This window comes from Vibrio taketomensis (assembly GCF_009938165.1).
In the GTDB taxonomy this organism is placed as follows: Bacteria; Pseudomonadota; Gammaproteobacteria; order Enterobacterales; family Vibrionaceae; genus Vibrio; species Vibrio taketomensis.
Genome location: NZ_AP019649.1, coordinates 1308830 through 1330083, shown reverse-complemented (window position 1 = coordinate 1330083; position 21254 = coordinate 1308830). Strand labels below are relative to the sequence as shown.

At 44.1% G+C, this 21254-nt stretch carries 16 protein-coding genes and 3 pseudogenes; 10 read left to right on the top strand and 9 right to left on the bottom strand.

Annotated features, from left to right (window positions below; genetic code table 11):
- Nucleotides 1-5: 5 nt before the first annotated feature.
- Nucleotides 6-581, top strand: coding sequence for a copper-resistant cuproprotein CopI (gene copI / locus Vt282_RS06195; RefSeq protein ID WP_162063694.1), 576 nt, complete (start codon nt 6-8; stop codon nt 579-581).
- A gap of 73 nt (nt 582-654) precedes the next feature.
- On the opposite strand, the gene Vt282_RS06190 is transcribed toward copI, so the two are convergent.
- The 3 genes and pseudogenes from Vt282_RS06190 to Vt282_RS06180 form a co-directional block, all read right to left on the bottom strand.
- Complete coding sequence (locus Vt282_RS06190) at nt 655-1083, bottom strand: VOC family protein (protein ID WP_162062863.1); 429 nt, start codon at nt 1081-1083, stop codon at nt 655-657.
- A 126-nt stretch (nt 1084-1209) separates the two neighbouring features.
- A pseudogene (locus Vt282_RS06185) lies at nt 1210-1597 on the bottom strand (ribosome recycling factor family protein).
- A gap of 104 nt (nt 1598-1701) precedes the next feature.
- Nucleotides 1702-2289: a TfoX/Sxy family DNA transformation protein gene (locus Vt282_RS06180; RefSeq protein ID WP_162046481.1), complete on the bottom strand. Its 588-nt coding sequence runs from the start codon at nt 2287-2289 to the stop codon at nt 1702-1704.
- A gap of 367 nt (nt 2290-2656) precedes the next feature.
- Here Vt282_RS06180 and Vt282_RS06175 point away from each other — a divergent pair.
- The 5 genes and pseudogenes from Vt282_RS06175 (at nt 2657) to Vt282_RS06155 (ending at nt 8032) form a co-directional block, all read left to right on the top strand.
- Nucleotides 2657-3564: pseudogene (locus tag Vt282_RS06175) on the top strand (HDOD domain-containing protein).
- Between the two features lie 28 nt (nt 3565-3592).
- Complete coding sequence (locus Vt282_RS06170) at nt 3593-4498, top strand: LysO family transporter (RefSeq protein ID WP_162046483.1); 906 nt, start codon at nt 3593-3595, stop codon at nt 4496-4498.
- A gap of 66 nt (nt 4499-4564) precedes the next feature.
- Entirely contained in the window at nt 4565-5077 is a 513-nt protein-coding gene (locus Vt282_RS06165; protein WP_162062862.1) for a hypothetical protein, read from the top strand.
- 169 nt (nt 5078-5246) lie between these two features.
- Nucleotides 5247-6896, top strand: a complete 1650-nt coding sequence (gene panP, locus Vt282_RS06160; RefSeq protein ID WP_162062861.1) for a pyridoxal-dependent aspartate 1-decarboxylase PanP — start codon at nt 5247-5249, stop codon at nt 6894-6896.
- A 283-nt stretch (nt 6897-7179) separates the two neighbouring features.
- Nucleotides 7180-8032, top strand: a pseudogene (locus Vt282_RS06155) (MurR/RpiR family transcriptional regulator).
- A 70-nt stretch (nt 8033-8102) separates the two neighbouring features.
- Here Vt282_RS06155 and Vt282_RS06150 read toward each other — a convergent pair.
- Nucleotides 8103-9356 (bottom strand): iron-containing alcohol dehydrogenase, encoded by a 1254-nt coding sequence (locus Vt282_RS06150; protein ID WP_162062860.1) that lies wholly within the window; start codon nt 9354-9356, stop codon nt 8103-8105.
- Nucleotides 9357-9709: 353 nt separating this feature from the next.
- Here Vt282_RS06150 and Vt282_RS06145 point away from each other — a divergent pair, with 353 nt between their 5' ends.
- Nucleotides 9710-9973 (top strand): GrxA family glutaredoxin, encoded by a 264-nt coding sequence (locus tag Vt282_RS06145; protein WP_075648868.1) that lies wholly within the window; start codon nt 9710-9712, stop codon nt 9971-9973.
- Nucleotides 9974-10184: 211 nt separating this feature from the next.
- The gene (locus tag Vt282_RS06140) at nt 10185-11867 is read left to right on the top strand and encodes an aspartate:alanine antiporter (protein ID WP_162046487.1); all 1683 of its coding nucleotides are present in this window, start codon (nt 10185-10187) and stop codon (nt 11865-11867) included.
- Nucleotides 11868-11948: 81 nt separating this feature from the next.
- Here Vt282_RS06140 and metE read toward each other — a convergent pair whose 3' ends face one another.
- The gene (gene metE / locus Vt282_RS06135; RefSeq protein WP_162062859.1) at nt 11949-14237 is read right to left on the bottom strand and encodes a 5-methyltetrahydropteroyltriglutamate--homocysteine S-methyltransferase; all 2289 of its coding nucleotides are present in this window, start codon (nt 14235-14237) and stop codon (nt 11949-11951) included.
- Between the two features lie 249 nt (nt 14238-14486).
- On the opposite strand from metE, the gene metR reads away from it, so the two are divergent.
- Entirely contained in the window at nt 14487-15398 is a 912-nt protein-coding gene (gene metR / locus Vt282_RS06130; RefSeq protein WP_162062858.1) for an HTH-type transcriptional regulator MetR, read from the top strand.
- Between the two features lie 51 nt (nt 15399-15449).
- On the opposite strand, the gene Vt282_RS06125 is transcribed toward metR, so the two are convergent.
- A complete protein-coding gene (locus Vt282_RS06125) occupies nt 15450-15650 on the bottom strand; it encodes a DUF4250 domain-containing protein (protein ID WP_162046490.1) in 201 nt (66 codons plus the stop codon).
- A gap of 108 nt (nt 15651-15758) precedes the next feature.
- On the bottom strand, nt 15759-16439 hold the full coding sequence (locus Vt282_RS06120; RefSeq protein WP_162062857.1) for a hypothetical protein: 681 nt from the start codon (nt 16437-16439) through the stop codon (nt 15759-15761).
- Nucleotides 16440-16684: 245 nt separating this feature from the next.
- Between Vt282_RS06120 and Vt282_RS06115 the strand changes: the two genes are divergently transcribed.
- Nucleotides 16685-19042, top strand: a complete 2358-nt coding sequence (locus tag Vt282_RS06115; RefSeq protein ID WP_162062856.1) for a YgiQ family radical SAM protein — start codon at nt 16685-16687, stop codon at nt 19040-19042.
- A 106-nt stretch (nt 19043-19148) separates the two neighbouring features.
- Here the strand turns inward: Vt282_RS06115 and Vt282_RS06110 are convergent, their stop codons facing one another.
- Both Vt282_RS06110 and serC read right to left on the bottom strand, forming a co-directional pair.
- Entirely contained in the window at nt 19149-19721 is a 573-nt protein-coding gene (locus Vt282_RS06110; RefSeq protein ID WP_162062855.1) for an HdeD family acid-resistance protein, read from the bottom strand.
- A gap of 283 nt (nt 19722-20004) precedes the next feature.
- Nucleotides 20005-21087, bottom strand: coding sequence for a 3-phosphoserine/phosphohydroxythreonine transaminase (gene serC / locus Vt282_RS06105; RefSeq protein WP_162062854.1), 1083 nt, complete (start codon nt 21085-21087; stop codon nt 20005-20007).
- Between the last annotated feature and the right edge of the window lie 167 nt (nt 21088-21254).

Here is a 21254-nt window from a genome sequence, read left to right as displayed (position 1 = left end):
TGAATATGATCAAAACCAGCTTACTACTGACGCTAAGCCTAGCCTCAACCTTGGCACTAGCGAATCAAGAAATGAACCATGAACATATGGGACACGGCAAAATGCAGCACGATGACATGATGCATGGAACAATGAAACACGGTGAGATGCAGCATAGTGAAATGGATCATTCAAAAATGGGCCATAGCATGATGAATATGCCTGGCATGTCTGCTGTTGGCATGCCAGCTAAAGGTGCTAAGGCAGATAAAGTGGTCCATGTCATTTTGAGCGACGACCAGCCAATTAAGTTTAAAAAGCCGGTTGATATCGAGCCAAATGATGTGGTGCAATTTGTGGTTATGAATACCGGTAGCCAAGCTCATGAATTTGCTATCGGCTCAGCCAAAGAGCTTGCTCAGCACCGTAAGATGATGGCGAAAATGGCCGGCATGGAGCATGACACCAATAGCTCAGTCATTGTGCAACCAAAGAAAGCGCGTCAATTTACTTGGCATTTCCATGGTGATGATCAGGTAGTGATTGATTGCAATATTGATGGCCACCACCAGCATGACCATGCGATGCAGCTAAGTTTGTAAACACATTTCAGGACGGGACAATGTAATTACAAGAATAAGCCCATCTTTGCAATGGGCTTATTCTTGAGCAGTTTTAAAGACTGTAATCATTACGTTCTTCATTTATTTCCGAGAAATATTCGACGAACTCAACTTGAATCCCGTGTTCATCCATAAAGTAAACGCTTTGACGATGTGGATGCTCGCCACCCCAGTGATCCATCTCGAATCCTGCCTCTTGTAAACGAGCGACTAAGGCTTTGACATCATCAACAGCAAAGCCAAGATGATTGAGCCCGGTAAAGCGCTCTGTCCAATATGGCATACTGCCCTTCCCTTGCGAATCAATAGCCAGATAGAAGTTGTCATCACCGACATGAAACCATTCAACGTTTTCACCACGATCATTCATCCATTCGCCGTTACCACGGATTGTCCAGTTAGGTAGCGCCGCCAGTATCAGTTTGATCGTGCTTTGTGGGTTTACTACAGAAATATTGGCATGTTCAAAATAGTTTTTCATAATTCAGTTCCTTCTAATGTCTTAAACGTTAAAGACACTCTAGTACCTCAACTTAACTTGAGGTAAAGAACTTTTATGTTATAAAATATTTCTAATTTTACATCTACATAAAGAAATAAGCCGCTTTCACAATGACTCGTAATGAAAACGGGCTTGGCGGGCTTGTGAAATTTCACATCCAGTTTCAGTAACTAACTCATTCAAAGTGATGTTTGGATTTTTGAAGTAAATCAGCGAGCTGTTGCTCGATCGTGCGTGGTGGTTCAATGTTTGCTATTGCCTCGTTCAGCTTCTTAATCACATATTGGAATTTAAGCGAGTCACCTTTCGCCAATTCAGAAATCAGTGTTCGCAAACTAAAATAGCTGCCTTCAACCTGCCAATTTCTTGACCTTCTTATTCGTTTTAACATACATCCGTGTTCAACAGCCATTTCACGTATGCTGTCGACTTGGTCTCGACCGATTCGATGAATTAGCGAAGGAAGCGAAATTTTGTGCTGCTCAGTTTCCATCGCACTCTCACCTAGGTTATTTAGCTTTATTTTATCTCAGTGGACCATAAAGCAAAACACCGAGCGTATGCTCGGTGTCTATTCAAATCGTAATTGATTGCTCGTTATTGGCAGCTCGCTAACAGTTGACGCTTGCGTGGTTCTTGGATCAATTTCCAGTGAATACCTTCAATTGCACCAGCAAATTTCCAAAGTAGTTTCACATCTACATCACTGCCGTAGGTTTGTTTCACGCGTGAAAATACTTGCGCTGCACCTAACTCGATGAACTGTTCAACGTCATCAATACCCGCTTTTTTAACCATACGCTCAAGAGTGAGTTGCATGTTTGGTAAATCACGTAGACGGCGATTCGCTGATGAACGCTTAAATTTTCGCTGTGACACTGAGTAGTCAATTGACTTCTTCACAATAATGTCGAGATTTTCGTCGCGAGTGTTGAATAGCTGGCTAATATCGTAATAGTTAACCGTCGCTGTAGTCTGTTTTTTCACGTGGCGGTATTTTTCACAGCCAAGTGCACACAGTTCATCATCTAATGAATCACCACCGCGAATAAACACGTGCTCGCTATTGATTAGAGCGAACATAGCGTCATCTTTAAATAATCCTGTTCCTCCAAACATAGAACGTTTTTGGAAAGTGCCATATTTACTAACGTATTGAATGAACGATTGCTCTGTCATATCCATTGATCCTTCTAATCTTCCCCGATTATGTATGATCACCAGATTTGCAGCGTATTAAGCGTAAAATTTTAATTCTGCCGTATAGTTTATAGTGTTGAAATTCGGCAGTTATTTAGTACGACAGATCATAGTTAACGAAACGAATTAAGTCTGGTCATACTTCACATCAATCAACACGAAATTGCTAATTTATGTGAGAAATATCTCACGGCGGAAAATCGACAATTCATCAGCGTCAAAAATCACTTTTCGAGCCAACTAAAACTATTTAGTAAAATATTATCGACTTACAATCTTCGATTGCTCTATCGCTCTAATCAACGTTAATATTGACACATAAAATTCATAATAATATTTGTATGACCCATCTATCTTTTACTGGCTGCCAGAAACCGCGCTTTAATTGAAAAAAGTATTGAGTCCGAATTCGCCTCCTACTTAGAAAGCTCAATCGAATCAGGGAAAATCACACTTCCTCCCATTCCTGAAGTCGTCACAAAAATTCAACGCTTATGTGCCATAGATTCTACTAGTGTCATGGATGTTGCTGATTGTTTGGTTGAAGATCCAGGGCTAACCGCAGCGGTCATTCGCATCGCCAATTCGGTTATTTTTAATCGTCGTAATATTGAATGCACTGAAGTGATCACCGCGGTCTCACGCCTTGGCATTAATAGAGTCCGTGATATTGTAACGGCACAAGCCATTGAACAATTAAAAAACTCGGTCAACCTGTCCAAAGAATGTAATACCGTACTTCGCCGCAGCGCCCACACCTCAAAAGAGTTAGCCGCTACCATGGTGATGGTCACCAAGGAATTTCGCCAAACTCAATCACCAGAATACGCGCACCTTTTATCAGACAAAGCCCTGCTTACGGGTCTGCTATCTGACATTGGTCTATTTTGTATCGTTCATGAATACCATCTCTACCTTGAACGTGGAAACTATCTAGATAGCGAATTAGCGTTACGTATTTTCAATAATCTTTGTCCAGCAGCCAGCCGATTGGTACTAGAAAAATGGGGATTCGATAAAGATTTCATCGACGTAGCACTCAACGAAAATAGTCAACAACTTGACGTTGATGTCTCCTATCTCGATGTGGCTCGTATCGCCAACCACATCCTTATGTTCCGTCGCCAAGACGAAAACCTAGAAGAACATGAAGTAGAAATCGACGTAACTGGTGCGGATATTCTGTACAACCTCACCAATTTAAGCGATAGTGAATTCCACACCAAAATTCAGGATTTAATTAGAGCCAGCGGAATTTAATCCGCTACGTTCACCCGCAGGAAGTTGTATGTTTTCAGGGATGTTATTTATTTTTGCCCCACTCGTTGTGGGGTATCTTATCGCTGTGTCTAACCAAAAGTTGTTAGACCAAATCAACCTCACCACTTCTCGACTGGTTTTTGTCATTCTTGCTCTGATGGGTCTAAGCCTCGCGGCTCTCGATAATCTGAGTCAGAATCTACAAACCATCCTAAGTTACACTGCCACATTTTTCGTTTGCCTCGGAGTTTGTAACCTCGCTGTATTGCCGTTGGTTGATAAGTTTCTTCCTTTGGAGACCGATGCAAAACACACCCATTTGCCTCTGTCTTCAATGGCAATGGAATCATTAAAGCTAATCATGGTGGTTGGTGGTGGCTTGGTGGTTGGTTTATTACTACCTATCGACCTCTCTTGGGTGGATACTGCCAGTGAATGGATTTTATTTATCCTACTGTTTTTTATCGGCATTCAACTACGTAACAGTGGCCTAACTCTCAAGCAAATCTTGATCAATAAACAGGGTATGTGTATCGCGACGCTGATCATTGCTAGCTCACTGATTGGCGGCGCCATTGCGGCCATGATTTTAGACATCGACATCTATCGAGGATTTGCGATGGCTTCTGGCTTTGGTTGGTATTCTCTTGCCGGCATTTTAATGGGTGATGCGTTTGGTCCCGTTTATGGTGGAGCCTCTTTTATGCTAGAGCTACTTCGTGAATTGGTTGCGTTAGTATTAATACCGCTGGTAATCCGCTCTCGTCCGTGCACCGCAATCGGCTATGCTGGCGCCACAGCCATGGACTTTACTTTACCCGTGATCCAAACCACGGGAGGCGTTCGTTGTGTGCCAGTGGCTATCGTCAGTGGCTTTATTCTCAGTCTATTGGTACCGGTTTTAATGTTGTTCTTTGTCTCACTTGCGGGATAGATCTCGGGAATTATTTTAAAATTTCCATAAACTACGCTCACAATTGATAACAATTAGGAAGTTAACATGAAACGTACTTTATTTACGTTGCTGCTCAGCGCAACTTCTAGTTTGGCATTCGCTGCAGATAATGCATGCCTCGCCAACAAGTACGATGCGTACATTGAAGCCTCTATGCACTGGTATGAGGATTTATCTGCCCTAACCGCTCAACAATACCCTGAGCTAAAGGAAGTTAGCGAATGGTATTTGGAAGGTCGCCAAAATCATTTTGACCTCAATGCAGCCGCAGTAAAATACTATTTGGATAATGACCCTGTAAAAGTGGCCACTGAAAAACCGGTTGAAGCTTGGTTACAACTAGAGCAAAAAGACATAAAAACCTTAGCCTCCCGTTCAGACCAATTGGGTGTGATAGCTGCAAAAACATTTGCTGATCGTCAAGCAAAACCTCATCCACAAAACTATGAATTACGCTCGGCATTTGCAGATTTACTCAGTCATCCGACTAAAATTGATGCCGCTTTAAAACGCTATAATTCATCAATCAGTAAAGTCGAAGCGATGACTTGCCCATAGTTTTATAGGGATAATTGGCGAAAGTGGCTAATTATCCCTCACTTTCTAGTATTTTCGTTCAATCTCCGAAGTTACAAAATAAGATTCTTGAATTAAGACGGGACATTGATTTGTTTTTCGTTTAGATTGTTCGGCTGCAACAAAACATCAAATAGAGCAATGTCATTGCATGGTATCGGAACACAAAACAGCTGACGCGAGCTTCGAAAGTCTACTTCGAATCTTTACCGTCCCAGAAGGCCCAGACTCAACACTTACGCAAATCGAAGAAGAACTATCGCGAAACTTGAACAAGTTTTTGCGAGAACACATCGTTGCGGAAGAAAAACCTTTAAAAGAAATCGAGAAGGACTTCTCCTCTCCGGTTATTCCGGAACAGCCTGAGTTCGTTTCCGATCATACTCAACACCTAATGGATACACTGGTATCTCATTCGGTACACACATCTGCGCCAAGCTTTATTGGCCACATGACATCTGCGCTCCCTTACTTCTTAATGCCTCTTTCTAAGATAATGATTGCGCTCAATCAAAACTTAGTGAAAATCGAGACATCAAAAGCCTTCACACCACTAGAACGTCAAGTCCTAGGCATGCTACACCGCCTTATCTACGCACAAGATGAAAATTTCTATAGCCAATGGATGCATAGCGCGAACCATTCGCTAGGGGCATTTTGCTCAGGTGGTACCATCGCAAACATCACGGCACTTTGGGTTGCTCGTAACAACGCACTGCGACCACAAAACAACTTCCGTGGTGTAGAGAAAGAAGGTCTATTTAGAGCGATGAAACATTATGGCTATGAAGGCATGGCTATTTTGGTTTCTGAACGCGGCCACTATTCGCTGAAAAAAGCCGCGGACGTTCTTGGCTTAGGTCAAGACGGTTTAGTTGCAGTGAAAACCGACAGCAACAACCGCATCTGTCCTGAAAGCTTAAAAGCAAAAATTAAAGAACTGAAAGCACACAGCATCAAACCGTTTGCTGTTGTGGGTGTTGCAGGTACCACTGAAACCGGTAATATCGACCCACTTACAGAGATTGCTGCAATCTGCCAGCAAGAAGATTGTCACTTCCATGTCGATGCAGCTTGGGGCGGCGCGACATTAATGTCGAACAATCACCGTCATCTTTTAAAAGGTGTTGAACTTGCCGACTCAGTGACCATCGATGCGCATAAACAACTCTACATCCCGATGGGTGCCGGTATGGTGTTGTTCAAAGATCCAAGTGCAATGAAATCAATCGAGCACCATGCGCAATATATTTTGCGTAAAGGTTCGAAAGATTTGGGCAGCCATACCCTTGAAGGATCACGTTCTGGTATGGCAATGTTGGTTTATGCGGCAATGCATATTATTAGCCGCCCAGGTTACGAACTGCTCATCGATCAAAGTATTAATAAAGCGGCCTATTTTGCCGAACTCATTAAACAACAGCCCGACTTCGAACTTATTTCTGAGCCAGAGCTGTGTTTGTTGACGTACCGCTATGTTCCTGAAAATGTTCATCGTGCAATGAGTATTGCTACGCCAAAGCAGTTCTCAGAGTTAAACAAGCTACTCAATGAACTCACTAAGTTTGTACAAAAACGCCAACGTGAAAATGGTCGCTCGTTTGTATCACGTACACGACTCAATCCAATTCAACTTAACGAATTGAATACTATCGTTTTCCGTGTTGTGCTAGCGAACCCTCTCTCTACCAATGACATTCTACAAAATATCCTTATAGAACAGCGTGAAATCGCCCGAACAGGCGCCCCTGCACTGTTTAATAAGATTGATCAGTTAGCAAATGACGTCCTAGAAAACTGAAACTTTCTTTCTGATTTAGTGTAATTTGTTATCAGTTAGGCCTCAATTCGCCCCTATTCAGGGGCGATTGACTAAAATTTTTGTAGTTTTCATAAAATTTTGTTTGATGCCTGTCATATTCTCACCAATTGATCCGTGCAAAAATTACTATAAATCCAGAGGTTAGGTTTATACTGGGTCAACCATACTAAAGGTATTGGTTGTTTGTGGAGCACTTAGTCTGAATGATTAAGAATTCATACAGCTCAGTGAGCGAGCCGTTCTCTATACCCTTGTGGAAACTATGAATACATTAGAAAAATACAGAAAATCTAGAGAATTTTAGTAAGTCGGAGCGCAAGGTCGCGGAAGTGATCATGGCTTCGCCACAAACTGCAATTCACTCTAGTATTGCGACATTAGCAAAAATGGCTGATGTCAGTGAGCCTACTGTTAACCGCTTTTGTCGTCGATTGGACACTAAGGGTTTCCCGGACTTTAAATTGCATCTTGCTCAAAGTCTTGCTAACGGTACGCCATATGTAAACCGAAATGTTGAAGAAGACGACGGCCCAGACGCATACAGCCACAAAATCTTTGAATCAACGATGGCTTGCCTTGATGTGGCTAAAAATAGCCTAGACCCAATGCAAATCAATCGTGCCGTTGATCTACTGACTCAAGCCAAACGCATTTCGTTTTTTGGCTTAGGTGCATCATCGGCAGTTGCAAAAGATGCTCAAAACAAGTTTATTCGTTTTAATATTCCTATCACTTGTTTTGAAGATATCGTGATGCAACGCATGAGCTGCATCAACAGCTCTGATAACGATGTTATCGTGCTAATTTCACACACTGGCCGTACTAAGAGCCAAGTAGAGATCGCACACCTTGCTCGTGAAAATGGCGCAACAGTAATCTCAATTACGGCTAAAGATTCGCCGCTGGATAAAGCAAGTTCGCTCACCATCGCGCTTGATGTGCCGGAAGACACTGACGTGTACATGCCAATGGCAAGTCGCGTAGTACAAATGACAGTTATCGACGTTCTCGCAACAGGCTTTACGCTTCGCCGCGGTACTGGTTTCCGTGAAAACCTACGTCGCGTTAAAGATGCGCTTAAAGATTCACGCTACGATAAGCTTTCACACTTCTAATCCCAGTGTAGATAAGCAGAAATAGAAAAGAGGCCAATTGGCCTCTTTTTAGTTTGTCATTACATTGCGCTTAATTGATGTCTTGATACGCAGTTAAACCACTTTGGTTGGATTGATCGACCAGTGAAACACTAGTCGTGCTATCCATTGATGACGCAGACTCACAATCGCCATCGCAGTGACAGACCTGCTCTAAAATATACATTAGCCTATCTTTGGTCAGTGGGAGTGGATTCCCTTTGATCGCAACCGACATGAGAGCATCATCTGCCACACGTTCAAATGAAGTCTGACAGACACCAAACTCACTTAGCTTTGGTAACTCGAGTTTCTCCAACATCATATTGACCCACAAAACAGAGTCATCACGACAGGCATTAGTGCGCTTAGTCAATAGCTGAGCCATTTTACGATAACGTGCGAGCACATCCGCCCTGCCCGATTTTTCCGCTGCGCGAATGTTCTCTTGCATCACATATGGAGCGAGTCTTGCCGTGATCACGCTATGCGGCGCCGCAAGTTTACCACCTAATGCTGACGCCAAACCATGTGCCGCGCCCAATTTAGCATTAGTGATCGCCATGCCACCTAACATCGCGGCAAAAGATAGATCGGCGCGTGCTGAAAAATCATCATTCAAGCAACCATCGATTACCGAGCGGCTTAAACGTCTTAACCCTTCTTCACATATCATATCGGTGATTGGATTCGGATCGCCGCACACATACGCTTCCATTAAATGAGTAAACGCATCCATCGCCCCACGTCCCGACGTATATCGGTCTGTACCATAGGTTAATGTTGGGTCGACAATCGCCACATCTGCCAACATATCTGGGCTGCGTAGGCTCACTTTCACTCTATCTTGCCCCGAACGCAACACGGCATTACGCGTCACTTCCGAACCGGTGCTCGCTGTCGTTGGAATGGCGATAAATGGTAATGGCTTGGTTTTGAGTGGAACATTGCGACCAACCACTTCAACGTAATCGTACACGTCGCCTTGGTTAGGAATAATCGCCGCTAAGGCTTTTCCCATATCCAATACACTGCCACCACCAATTGCCACTACCATATCAGGCTGAAACTTACGGCCACTTAATGCCGTTTCTTCAACCATGGTGATATTTGGTTCGCCAGATATCGCCACATGTTGATAGCGCATCCCTTGGTTCTTTATATATTGAATAATCGGCGATGCTCGCTGAGTGTTTTTACCCGACACCAACAAAACACTATAGCCAAATTGATTTATTACAGAGAGGGAGGATTGCAGCGCATCTTCTCCGAAGATAATGCGCGTGGAGGTCATAAACTGGAACATGCCAAACAGACTCCTTTGGTAAAATTAAGCTACCGTTAGCTTGCCTTTTGGCGAAAAAAAATACATTGATTTAGTGCTCTTTGTTGCGATTAACCACAAACAAATTATGGCTTTCGCGATTTAGATCGATTGTTTGTAAATTTAAGCTCGCATGATCTTGATGACGAGGAAAATTAGCACTAGCAATTGAAGGTCGGATTTTTGAATTTAATGTAACACTGCAAAATTTCGTCAATGTTTGGCTACTTTTGTAGCAATAGGTTTTTCCTATCGAATCAAGTGGTAAATGCCACTTTATTTTCGCCAAACTTTGCGGCATAGTTGCCAACAACAAGATAAAGGAGAAAGAATCTATGTTCGTAGTTATTTTCGGTCGCCCAGCATGTCCTTACTGTGTACGCGCAAAAGAGCACGCTGAAACTCTAAAAGCAAAACGTGACGACTTCAACTACCGCTATGTTGACATTCAAGCTGAAGGCATTTCAAAAGCTGACCTTGAAAAAACTGTCGGCAAACCAGTTGAGACAGTTCCACAAATCTTCATCGACCAAACGCACATTGGCGGCTGTGATGATTTCGAAGCATACGCAAAAGAAAACCTAGGTCTATTTGACTAAGATTCTTTAGCCTTGTCTAAAAACCGCTGAATTCAGCGGTTTTTGTATCTAACTAGTTAATTAGCTAGATTAAAATTCTTAATTTAATCGCAAAAATAATAGTACTTCCTGCTTAAATTTTGTATTAATCAGTTACAATTCGCTCATCTGGTTGCCATACTCGTATAATCGAGTAACTGGCTGGCTTAGGCACTGATTCAAGAACTGCCCTGTGAATATTGACGTCGTACACTTGTTAGAACAAAACCCTATTCTTCTCATCTTTGTGGTGTTAGCGATCGGCCTTGCCATCGGTAAAATTCGCTTTGGTACACTGCAACTTGGTAACTCCATTGGAGTCTTAATCACCTCACTCATCATGGGTCACCTTGGTTTTAGCTTCAATCCTGACGCTCTAACCATTGGCTTTATGTTGTTTATCTATTGTGTAGGTATCGAGGCCGGGCCGAACTTCTTTGGTATCTTCTTCCGTGATGGTAAGCATTATCTGATCCTCAGCTTAACCGTATTAGTGTCTGCACTTTTGATTACCCACTTTTGCAGTCAATATATGGGGCTCGATTTCGGCTTAGCTGCGGGTACTATGGCAGGCGCACTAACGTCAACCCCCGTGCTTGTTGGTGCGCAAGATGCGCTTAACTCTGGGCTTGCCATGGCACCACGCAATATGGATTTCAGCTTAGTGCTAGAAAACCTCTCCGTTGGCTATGCAATGGCGTATTTGATTGGCTTAATCTCGATGATTATGTTCGCCAAGTTACTGCCACGCCTGCAAAAAGAAAATCTGTCAGATTCAGCACAGCAAATTGCCCAAGAACGCGGTTTAGGTGGTTCTGGTCAACGTAAGGTTTACCTACCGATTATTCGCGCTTACCGTGTTGGCCCAGAATTGATTGATTGGACTGATGGTAAAAACCTGCGTGAACTGGGTATCTACCGCCAAACCGGTTGTTACATTGAGCGTATTCGCCGTGGTGGCATTCTTGCGCACCCAGATGGTGATGCAATTCTGCAAGAAGGCGATGAGATTGCGCTAGTGGGCTTCCCTGATAGCCACGCACGTTTAGACCCAAGCTTCCGCAATGGTAAAGAAGTCTTTGACCGTAACCTGCTTGACCTTCGAATCGTCGAAGAAGAGATCGTAGTTAAGAGCGACGCCATTGCAGGCAAACGCCTGTCTGATTTGAACCTGTCTGAGTACGGCTGTTTCCTAAACCGAGTGGTACGCGCGCAAATCGAAATGCCGATGGACTTAGATATCCTATTGGCAAAAGGCGACGTGTTACAAGTGAGTGGTGAGAAAAGCCGCGTTCAGTTCCTTGCGGAAAAAATCGGTTTTATCTCAATTCATAGCCAAATGGCCGACCTACTTGCTTTCTGTAGCTTCTTTATTCTAGGTATTCTGTTTGGCTTGATTACCATGACCTTTGGTCAAGTGTCGTTTGGTCTTGGCAATGCGGTTGGTCTATTGCTATCGGGTATTACTCTTGGCTTCTTGCGAGCCAACCACCCGACTTTCGGTTACGTACCACAAGGGGCGCTGAACATGGTCAAGGACCTTGGTCTGATGTTCTTTATGGTCGGCATCGGCTTAAGTGCTGGCGGCAAAATGTTTGAGCATTTAGCCCAAGTAGGCCCACAGGTGATTGGTCTTGCCTTCTTAGTTAGCGTTGTGCCTGTTGTACTTGCTTACTTGGTTGGTGCTTATGTGTTGAAAATGAACCGCGCGCTACTTTTCGGTGCGATCATCGGTGCTCGCACCTGTGGCCCAGCGATGGATATCGTAAACGAATACGCCAAATCAACCATTCCTGCACTTGGCTATGCGGGTACTTATGCGATCGCCAATATTTTAATGACGTTAGGCGGTACCGTGCTGATCATTCTCAGCTAACTGATACCCCTGAGAACACAAAAAATCCCCACTTCGCTTTTGCAAGGTGGGGATTTTTATTTCTAGGAGGTAAGTTTATGATTATGCCTCTGCAAACTGCTTACGCAGTGCTTTCGCCGCTAAGACCATATTAGCCAATGAGGCTTCCGTTTCTGCCCAGTTACGCGTTTTCAAACCACAATCTGGGTTCACCCATAAACGTTCCGCTGGAATCTGCTTCGCCGCAGTATTGATTAGCGATTCAATCCATTCCTGAGTTGGAATGTTAGGCGAGTGAATATCGTATACACCTGGGCCTATCTCATTCGGGTAATTAAACTCTTCAAACGCTTTCAGCAATTCCATGTTAGAGCGCGAGGTCTCAATCGTGATCACATCTGCGTCTAATGCCGCTACTGAATCAATGATCTCGTTAAACTCGGAATAGCACATATGAGTATGAATCTGAGTTTCTGGTTTTGCGCTGGCAGCTGATATCTTAAAGGCATCCACCGCCCATTCTAAATAAGCTTTGTGGTCACGTTTTTTCAATGGTAACCCTTCTCTAATCGCTGGCTCATCAATTTGAATAATGTTGATGCCCGCATCTTGCAGATCCGCGACTTCATCACGCAGTGCCAGTGCTAGTTGGTTTGCAATCTCTTGGCGAGAGATGTCTTCGCGAGGGAAAGTCCAGCAAAGAATCGTCACCGGCCCAGTAAGCATCCCTTTCATCTGCTTGCTGGTTAGCGACTGAGCATAAGTAGACCATTCCACGGTGATCGGTTTTTCACGCTCAATATCGGCCACCACAATGGCTGGTTTTACGCAGCGTGAACCGTAACTTTGCACCCAACCAAACTTGGTTGTTTGGAATCCTGCTAGGTTTTCCGCAAAGTATTCCACCATATCATTACGCTCGGCTTCACCGTGCACTAACACGTCTAAGTCCAGCGCCTCTTGGCGTTTAACCGCGTCTTCTATATGCCCTCTAAGTGCAGATTGATAGTCATCATTGCTCAGCTTGCCTGCACGAAAGGCGCTACGTTGCAGCCGGATCTCGCTTGTCTGCGGAAACGAACCAATCGTCGTGGTTGGAAACAGTGGTAAACCTAATACTTCAGCCTGATGAGCAGCGCGCTCTCTATAAGTTGCACTTCGTTCTGTGAGTGCTTTGCTTATCGAGTTCAAACGCTGTTTTACGCGAGGTTTATTAACCTGAGTAGATTGCTTACGAGCTTGGATCGGCGCGCTGTAGGTATCACAAGCAAGAATGGCATTCTGGTCACCATCAAGTGCTTTGGCTAATAATGTCACTTCCGCGACTTTTTGTTTGGCAAATGCAAACCAACTGGTCACTTCTTCGCTTAAATTTGGTTCCAGCTCCAAATCAACTGGGCTATGCAGTAATGAACACGAACTTGCTACCCACAACTTATCACCGAGGTTTGCTTTTATCGGTTCAAGTAACTCAAGTTGCTTTGAGAGATCCGCGCGCCAAACGTTGCGCCCGTTAATCACGCCTGCCGACAACACCCAATCCTGAGGTAGTTTTTCAACTACCTTATTAAGTTGCTCAGGGGCAGCCGACACATCCAGGTGTAAACCATCAACGTTTAGTTCAACAATGCGCTCCAATGTATCTTCGACGGAATCAAAGTAGGTCGTTAGCAGAACTTTTACGTCACTGCGAATGACTTGATACGCCAATTTAAACGAGTCCAGCCACTTTTTATCCAATTCTAGGCTTAAAATAGGCTCATCAATTTGCACCCATTCCACCCCTTGTTTGGCTAGCTTAGCCAAAATAGCTTGATAAGCCGAAAGCAAACGTGGCAATAAAGACAAACGGTCAAAACCCTCTTCTACCTCTTTACCAAGATATAAGTAACTCAACGGTCCAAGCAGAACAGGTTTTACTTTATGGCCTGCTTGCAACGCTTGATTTACCTCTTCAAACAATTGAGGCCAACTCACCTCAAACGTATCATCTTTACTAAACTCCGGCACAATATAGTGATAGTTGGTGTTAAACCATTTGGTCATGTCTGACGCGGCACTACCCGTGCAGCCGCAAGCGTCTTGTGACTGCCCGCGTCCCACACGAAATAACGTATCGAGATCTGGGAATCCTTGATGATGACGCTTTGGAACATGCCCAAGTAACAGTGTGGTAGTCAGTACGTGGTCATACCATGCAAAGTCCCCAGCAGTGACAAAATCTAAACCTGCATTGGCTTGAACTTGCCAGTTGTGATCACGCAACTCTGCGCCGACTTGTTTCAATGCCTTTTGATCAATCTCACCGCGCCAGTACTTTTCAAGCGCGAATTTTAATTCACGTTTTTCGCCAATTCGGGGATACCCGAGAATATGTGCAATTGTTGCCATCGTCCTAATCCTTAGTCGTTGTTAGTCTATTTAGATGAACACTTAAGATGTCCAGATGGCTAAAATATTGCGTTATTTGTCTGGCTAAACAACGTCCAATTATTCAATGTGATTATTAAATTATTTCATGTATGCCTGATGGATAATTGATTCCATTTATAATTAATAGACGTCTAGACGTTTACATTCAATTTAAAAGACGTTAGGTTATTGTTATTCAAGGAATGAATATTTAGGTAAACAAGGCTTATGATTGAGCTTAAACATTTACGTACCATTGCATCTTTGCGTGAGACAGGATCGCTTACCGCTACAGCTACGGCACTTCATCTCACCCAATCTGCGTTATCACACCAGATCAAAGAGCTTGAATCGCGGCTCGGTGGACAACTTTTTTTACGCAAAACTCGACCAGTAAAATTCACCTCAGAAGGTGACATCCTATTACGCCTCGCTGATGAAGTATTGCCGCGTTTTGCTAAAGCAGAAAATGCGATTGCTAGCCTAAAGGAAGACGTCAATGGAAGGCTGCATATGGCGATCGAGTGCCACTCTTGCTTTCAATGGCTAATGCCAGCACTCAAAGAGTACCAACTAAGTTGGCCAAGTGTCGCTCTGGACTTTTCATCAGGTTTTGGTTTTGAGCCCCTGCCAGCTTTAATGAGTGGCGAGCTAGATTTAGTGATTACTTCCGATATTCAGCCGAGATCAGAAGTACATTTTGAGCCCCTATTTGATTTTGAAATGCGGCTAATTACCGCAATCAATCATCCGTTAGCGGAAAAAAAGGCCATTACTCCACAGGATATCGCTGATCAAACGTTGATCTCCTACCCAGTACAAAAGCAACGCTTGGATGTGGTCAAACACTTCTTACAGCCTGCAGGTATTGAGCCAGCTAAATGGAAGCAATGCGATAACACACTCATGTTGGTGCAGATGGTTTCCGCAGGTTTGGGAGTCGCCGCCCTGCCCAACTGGGCAATCAGTGAATTTTCTCGCCAAGGCTTAATTGCTAGCATTCCTCTGGGTGACGGATTGTGGCGCCGATTGTTTGCCGCAGTAAGGAGTTCAGAGCGAGACAAACGCTATCTGCAAGCGTTTTTCTCGACGGCAAAGCAACAATGCAAAAGCCATTTGGAAGGTATTAAGCTGGCGTAAAAAAGCCCCATCGATAGATGAGGCTTAACGATTTATCTACTAATTGAATGGCTAACCTTGATTGGCTTTAAACTGGTTGGTCAGCGGGTCGTATTGGTAACCAAGTACATCGAGTTTACCGACCACTTGTTCAACGTCCATTTCATACATACTAACCAATTCGTCAAAGCTATCACACTCAAGGCGCAGCTTCTCATTGACGATGCCTAGTAGAATAATGCTATCTAGGCTGCGTACATTGCTCAGATCCATATCTCCACTCCCGCTTTGAAAAGTAAGCTTACTCAAAGCCTAGTTCTCATTGACTGATTTAACAGTGAGTGGGATCGAATAATTTTAAATCAGATGCGTTAGCACCATTTAAAGTACTAGCAATGACTGACTAGCTAAACTTGCGACCAACAAGGCTGTTAGCGCTAAACCAAGCTGAACTTTATTGGCCGCTTTGTGGCTGAACATATGCCAGCACCATACAACCACACCGACAATCATGGCACCAAATGAAGTAAACAACGGCATAATTAATTGCTCAAGCTCACTATCCGGTAACCCATAAATTGCACCTAGAATGGTTAAGCTGGTCAGCATTGCAGACACGACACCAACAACTGGCAAAATGCGTTGAAATGCTTGTAAACGTGAGCGTGCGACTACCAATAGCAGTTGAGCAAAACAGCCGCCCAACAGAAGAATTTGCATAAACACGTTGGCACTCGCTGCAAAATTCGTTTGCTCACCAAGCATAATGGCCACGTAAGCCAAGGCTAAACCGTTCGCTAGATACATCACCCAAAGCGGCCCTTTCTCACGCGTTTTTTTGGTTTGCACTTGCGTATAGAAATAAGTTAACGCCGCCGTCACCATGAAGGCTTCAATTTTGAGTGACGACACGGCAAGCCAAATGACCGCCAAAATAGGTAGCAACTTGTGTACTCGACCACGCTGACCTGGGCAAATCTCGCCTTTAACTAAAACAAGAGTCAAAATAATTTGTGCGCCCAACAACATAGGTGCAAACAAAGCTAACAAGTTTTGAATCATAGTGATGTATCTATAGGGGAAAATAAACTGGCACGGATGATAACAAACTGACGTTTTTTGGCTATCGAAATTCTAGTGCTAGTGCATCGGTATGTTCTATCTGCGACGCTATCCAACCCTAGTATTTATAAGGCTTTGTCAGTTAGCCTCACTATTGATAGATTGGAGAAATAACCGGGTTACAACTATAGATAGATAGTAGATAAGCCGCTATAATTCGCGCTCACTGGATTTAAGAGCAAAATATGTACAACGACATCATTCCAATTCACGAGCACAAAAAGTACTGGGCAGAATGCTTTGGTACTGCACCTTTTTTACCGACTAGCCGTAAGGAAATGGATGCCCTAGGATGGGACAGTTGTGACATCATCATCGTGACTGGTGATGCATACGTCGATCACCCAAGTTTTGGTATGGCGATCATTGGTCGTCTACTTGAAGCGCAAGGTTTTCGCGTAGGTATTATTGCTCAACCAGATTGGAACACCAAAGACGCCTTTATGGCGCTGGGTAAACCAAATCTATTCTTTGGCATCACCGCAGGCAACATGGACTCAATGATCAACCGTTACACGGCTGACCGTAAACTGCGCCATGATGATGCCTACACACCAAATAACGAGGGTGGTAAACGTCCTGACCGTGCAACTTTGGTGTACTCACAGCGTTGCCGTGAAGCCTACAAAGGTGTGCCAATTATTCTAGGTGGCATCGAGGCGAGTCTACGTCGTCTTGCACACTATGATTACTGGTCAGACAAAGTTCGCCGCTCAGTATTGTTTGATGCAAAAGCCGATATTCTGCTGTTTGGTAACGCTGAACGTGCACTGGTTGAACTTGCTCACCGTCTTGCTGATGGCGAAGACATTTCAACATTGACCAATATTCGTGGTACTGCGGTTAACCTTCCGGCAGAGCCTGAAGATTACACCATCATTGACTCTTCACGCATTGAAAAACCGCGCAAAGAGGCGTTTATTCCGCCAAACCCTTATGCGATTGAAGAGCAGTGCGAAACCAAAGCTGAAGAAAAAGACGCAGCAAAGCCAATCACCATTCGCCCATCACGTCATGATGCAGCGACGAGTGCTGTGCGTCTGCCTCCGTTTGAAAAACTAAACAGTGACCGTATTCTGTATGCACACGCAAGCCGTATCATGCACTTAGAGACGAACCCATATTCTGGTCGAGCGCTGATTCAGCGACATGGCGATCGCGAATTGTGGGTAAACCAGCCGCCAATTCCATTGACCACAGAAGAAATGGACTACGTGTTTGGTTTGCACTTCGCTCGCGTCCCTCACCCTTCATACGGTAAAGCGAAAATTCCAGCTTACGACATGATCAAAACCTCGGTTAACATCATGCGCGGCTGTTTTGGTGGCTGTTCATTCTGTTCAATTACCGAACACGAAGGCCGCATCATTCAAAACCGCTCGCAAGAGTCAATCATCAACGAACTGGAAGAAATTCGCGATAAAGTACCGGGCTTTACTGGCACGATTTCCGATCTTGGTGGACCAACAGCCAACATGTATCGCCTTGGTTGTAGTGATCCGAAGGCAGAGGCTAACTGTCGTCGTCCATCGTGTGTGTTCCCGGGTATCTGTAACAAGCTTAATACCGATCATAAACACACCATCGATCTGTACCGTGCTGCGCGCCAAGTAAAAGGCGTTAAGAAAGTGATGATCGCATCTGGTGTTCGTTATGACCTTGCGATTGAATCGCCGGAATACGTACGTGAACTGGTAACTCACCACGTTGGCGGCTACCTAAAAATTGCACCGGAGCACACAGAAAAAGGTCCACTCGATCTGATGATGAAACCGGGCATGGGCACTTACGATCGCTTCAAAGAGATGTTTGAGAAATACAGCGCTGAAGCAGGTAAAAAGCAGTATCTGATCCCTTACTTTATCTCTGCTCACCCAGGCACTGAAGATGAAGATATGGTTAATTTGGCATTGTGGTTGAAGAAAAACAACTTCGAGACGGACCAAGTACAGAACTTCTACCCATCACCGATGTGTAATGCGACATCCATGTACTACTCAGAAACCAACCCGCTTAAGCGCGTGAAATACAAACAGCGTGAAGTGGTTCCAGTTGCTAAAGGTGAACGTCAGCGTCGTCTGCACAAAGCCCTACTTCGCTACCACGATCCAGCTAACTGGCCGATGATCCGTGAAGCGTTAATCAGCATGGGTAAAAAACATCTGATTGGTGACAAACCGGGATGCTTAGTGCCAGCGACCGATGATGACGTATTGACCCCAGCGCAACGTCGTAAATCAGGTCGCCATGGTTCACAGCGCTTTGCCACCAAGCACACCAAAAACCAACCAGGCTTTGGCAATCAAAATGGTGGTCAACGTGGTGAAAACGGTAAACGACAAGGTGGTAGCGCGGGCAAAGGCGGCTTTGCTAAACCAAACGCTAGTAAATCAGGCGGCAATCAACAAAGCACTGGCAAGCCTAAATCAACTGGTAACCAAGGCGCAGCAAAAGGCGGCAAGCCAACGACGAATGGTAATAGTCGACCTCAAACTGGTAGTCGAGCTAAACCACAAGGCAATCGCAAGCCCAAACATAGATAGTCGATAGCCAAAGCTTGGTTGTATATCAGTTAAGCATATAAAACGTAAAAGCCACCTGCTAAACAGGTGGCTTTTTGCCTATAACCAATATGGCCTTTAAACTCACTTAGTTTGCGGCTTTTCGCATCTGTAATCCAAGAAAGATAAAGCTAAAACCTTCAAGCAGTAGTGACACACCTACGAATGTACCAAGCAAAGAAAGTGAAAACGCAGGATCATCCAATAGCGTAAAGAAGTAGCCACCAATTAAAAGAGAAACTAAGCCACTAAAAATAATCCAACCACTGCCGGGTAGTGCGCGATTTTTCAAACCAAATGCCATGCGCGTCACGCCATTAAACATCATCACAACGACCATCAACATCGTCATAGTGATCAAACCGGCAAAGGGTTTAAACAGGATAAATAAACCGCCAACGATATAAAGCACGGCGCTCAATACATACCAAAGCTTATCCTTCCAAGCATGGATATTAAATGTGTGGTAAGCCTGAACCAAACCACTAAATAGGAAAAGCCCACCAACAATAGTGGTGATCGTTACGCCCGCTGCCACTGGTAAACTGAGAGCCCCAAAGCCGGCAATAGCGACTAAAACGCCGACAATCGCAAACCATTTCCAACCTTTTGACAATAGCGTCTGTGCGCCCATAGATGTTGATTGTTGTGTCTCGCTCATAATTTTTCCTATATGCGATACTGCTAACTTAGTCTCAATGTACTCTATTGTTAACCACGAGCAATCACCAATTGCGCAAATACCGATTGCATCTTTACGACAATAATTTTTCGCATTAACAACACCATGAACATCAAAGTTAATCAGTCGTTGAATATACTAAAGTCACCTCAAAGTGCTTGAGAATAAGTGTAGTTCAACTAAATCACTCTAGCCGCTGTTGTTTGTTGCATAAAAAAACCGACTTAAGCCGGCTTTTGAATTTTGGTATTTGCAACATTCATTATGCGTTACTAACTTCAAACTCTCGCATAAACTCGACAAGCGCTTGCACACCTTCAAGCGGCATTGCGTTATAAATCGATGCACGCATACCACCAACCACTCGGTGACCTTTCAACGCAACTAACCCGCGAGCTTTCGCTTGCTCAAGGAACAGCTCGTCCAACTCTGGTTTTGCCAGTTGGAACGGTACGTTCATACGTGAACGGTTTTGTGGATGAATGTTATTACGGTAGAACTCAGAAGAATCAATGTAGTTGTAAAGCAATGCCGCTTTTTCGCGGTTGATTTGCTCTAGCGCTGCTACACCACCCTGCTCTTTTAACCACTTAAACACAAGGCCTGATAAGTACCAAGCAAAGGTTGGTGGCGTATTGAACATAGAATCTTTCTCAGCCAAAATCTTGTAGTTCAACAAACTTGGCAGAATATCGCTAGCAAGATCTAACAGGTCATCACGTACGATAACGATACAAATACCTGAAGGACCGATGTTCTTTTGAGCGCCTGCGTAAATAACACCGTATTTTGATACATCAATTTCGCGTGAAAGAATGTTTGAAGACATATCCGCGACGATTGGTTTGTCCGTTTGCGGCAAATCAAAAATCTCAACGCCATCAATGGTTTCATTCGGGCAAAAGTGGACGTAAGCAGCGTCATCGGCAATTGACCATTCAGTCGCAGGCTTAACAGCAAGCTTGCCATCCAACGCAACTTTTGCGTCAAATTTATCGACTTCACAATACTTTTGCGCTTCATCAATCGCGCTCTCTGCCCAAAAGCCTGCATCGATGTATGTCGCTTTTGATTTGCTTCCAAGTAAGTTCATTGGAACCGCTGCGAATTGTGCGCGCGCACCACCATGGCAAAACAACACTTTGTAGTTATCTGGCACTCGAAGCAAGTCGCGTAGATCTTGCTCCGCTTCGGCTGCGACTTGAATAAATTCTTTACCACGGTGACTCACTTCCATCACCGATGTGCCAAGATTTTGCCAGTTCAATAATTCTGCCTGGGCTTTTTCCATTACCGGTTTCGGTAAAGCCGCAGGACCAGCACTAAAGTTAAAAACGTTGTCCACTGTTTCGTTCCTTGCTCATGATTTAATTCAAAATGCACACTCAAATCTGGGGCATCACCGAGAGGATTTGAGTCGATGCTTCATTAATACCACTTTTTACACACTATAAAAAGCAACAAAAGAGGTGTTTAGACCTCTTTGTTTGGAGAAGATATTTTACTAATTCT

Excerpts from the sequence above, each read along its gene's own strand:
- Vt282_RS06180 (WP_162046481.1), bottom strand. The coding sequence starts at position 2,289 with ATGGATATGACAGAGCAATCGTTCATTCAATACGTTAGTAAATATGGC.
- Vt282_RS06165 (WP_162062862.1), top strand. The coding sequence starts at position 4,565 with ATGAAACGTACTTTATTTACGTTGCTGCTCAGCGCAACTTCTAGTTTG.
- copI (WP_162063694.1), top strand. The coding sequence starts at position 6 with ATGATCAAAACCAGCTTACTACTGACGCTAAGCCTAGCCTCAACCTTG.
- Vt282_RS06125 (WP_162046490.1), bottom strand. The coding sequence starts at position 15,650 with ATGGATCTGAGCAATGTACGCAGCCTAGATAGCATTATTCTACTAGGC.
- Vt282_RS06150 (WP_162062860.1), bottom strand. The coding sequence starts at position 9,356 with ATGTTCCAGTTTATGACCTCCACGCGCATTATCTTCGGAGAAGATGCG.
- metR (WP_162062858.1), top strand. The coding sequence starts at position 14,487 with ATGATTGAGCTTAAACATTTACGTACCATTGCATCTTTGCGTGAGACA.
- metE (WP_162062859.1), bottom strand. The coding sequence starts at position 14,237 with ATGGCAACAATTGCACATATTCTCGGGTATCCCCGAATTGGCGAAAAA.
- Vt282_RS06190 (WP_162062863.1), bottom strand. The coding sequence starts at position 1,083 with ATGAAAAACTATTTTGAACATGCCAATATTTCTGTAGTAAACCCACAA.
- Vt282_RS06170 (WP_162046483.1), top strand. The coding sequence starts at position 3,593 with ATGTTTTCAGGGATGTTATTTATTTTTGCCCCACTCGTTGTGGGGTAT.
- Vt282_RS06110 (WP_162062855.1), bottom strand. The coding sequence starts at position 19,721 with ATGAGCGAGACACAACAATCAACATCTATGGGCGCACAGACGCTATTG.
- Vt282_RS06115 (WP_162062856.1), top strand. The coding sequence starts at position 16,685 with ATGTACAACGACATCATTCCAATTCACGAGCACAAAAAGTACTGGGCA.
- panP (WP_162062861.1), top strand. The coding sequence starts at position 5,247 with ATGGTATCGGAACACAAAACAGCTGACGCGAGCTTCGAAAGTCTACTT.
- Vt282_RS06145 (WP_075648868.1), top strand. The coding sequence starts at position 9,710 with ATGTTCGTAGTTATTTTCGGTCGCCCAGCATGTCCTTACTGTGTACGC.
- Vt282_RS06120 (WP_162062857.1), bottom strand. The coding sequence starts at position 16,439 with ATGATTCAAAACTTGTTAGCTTTGTTTGCACCTATGTTGTTGGGCGCA.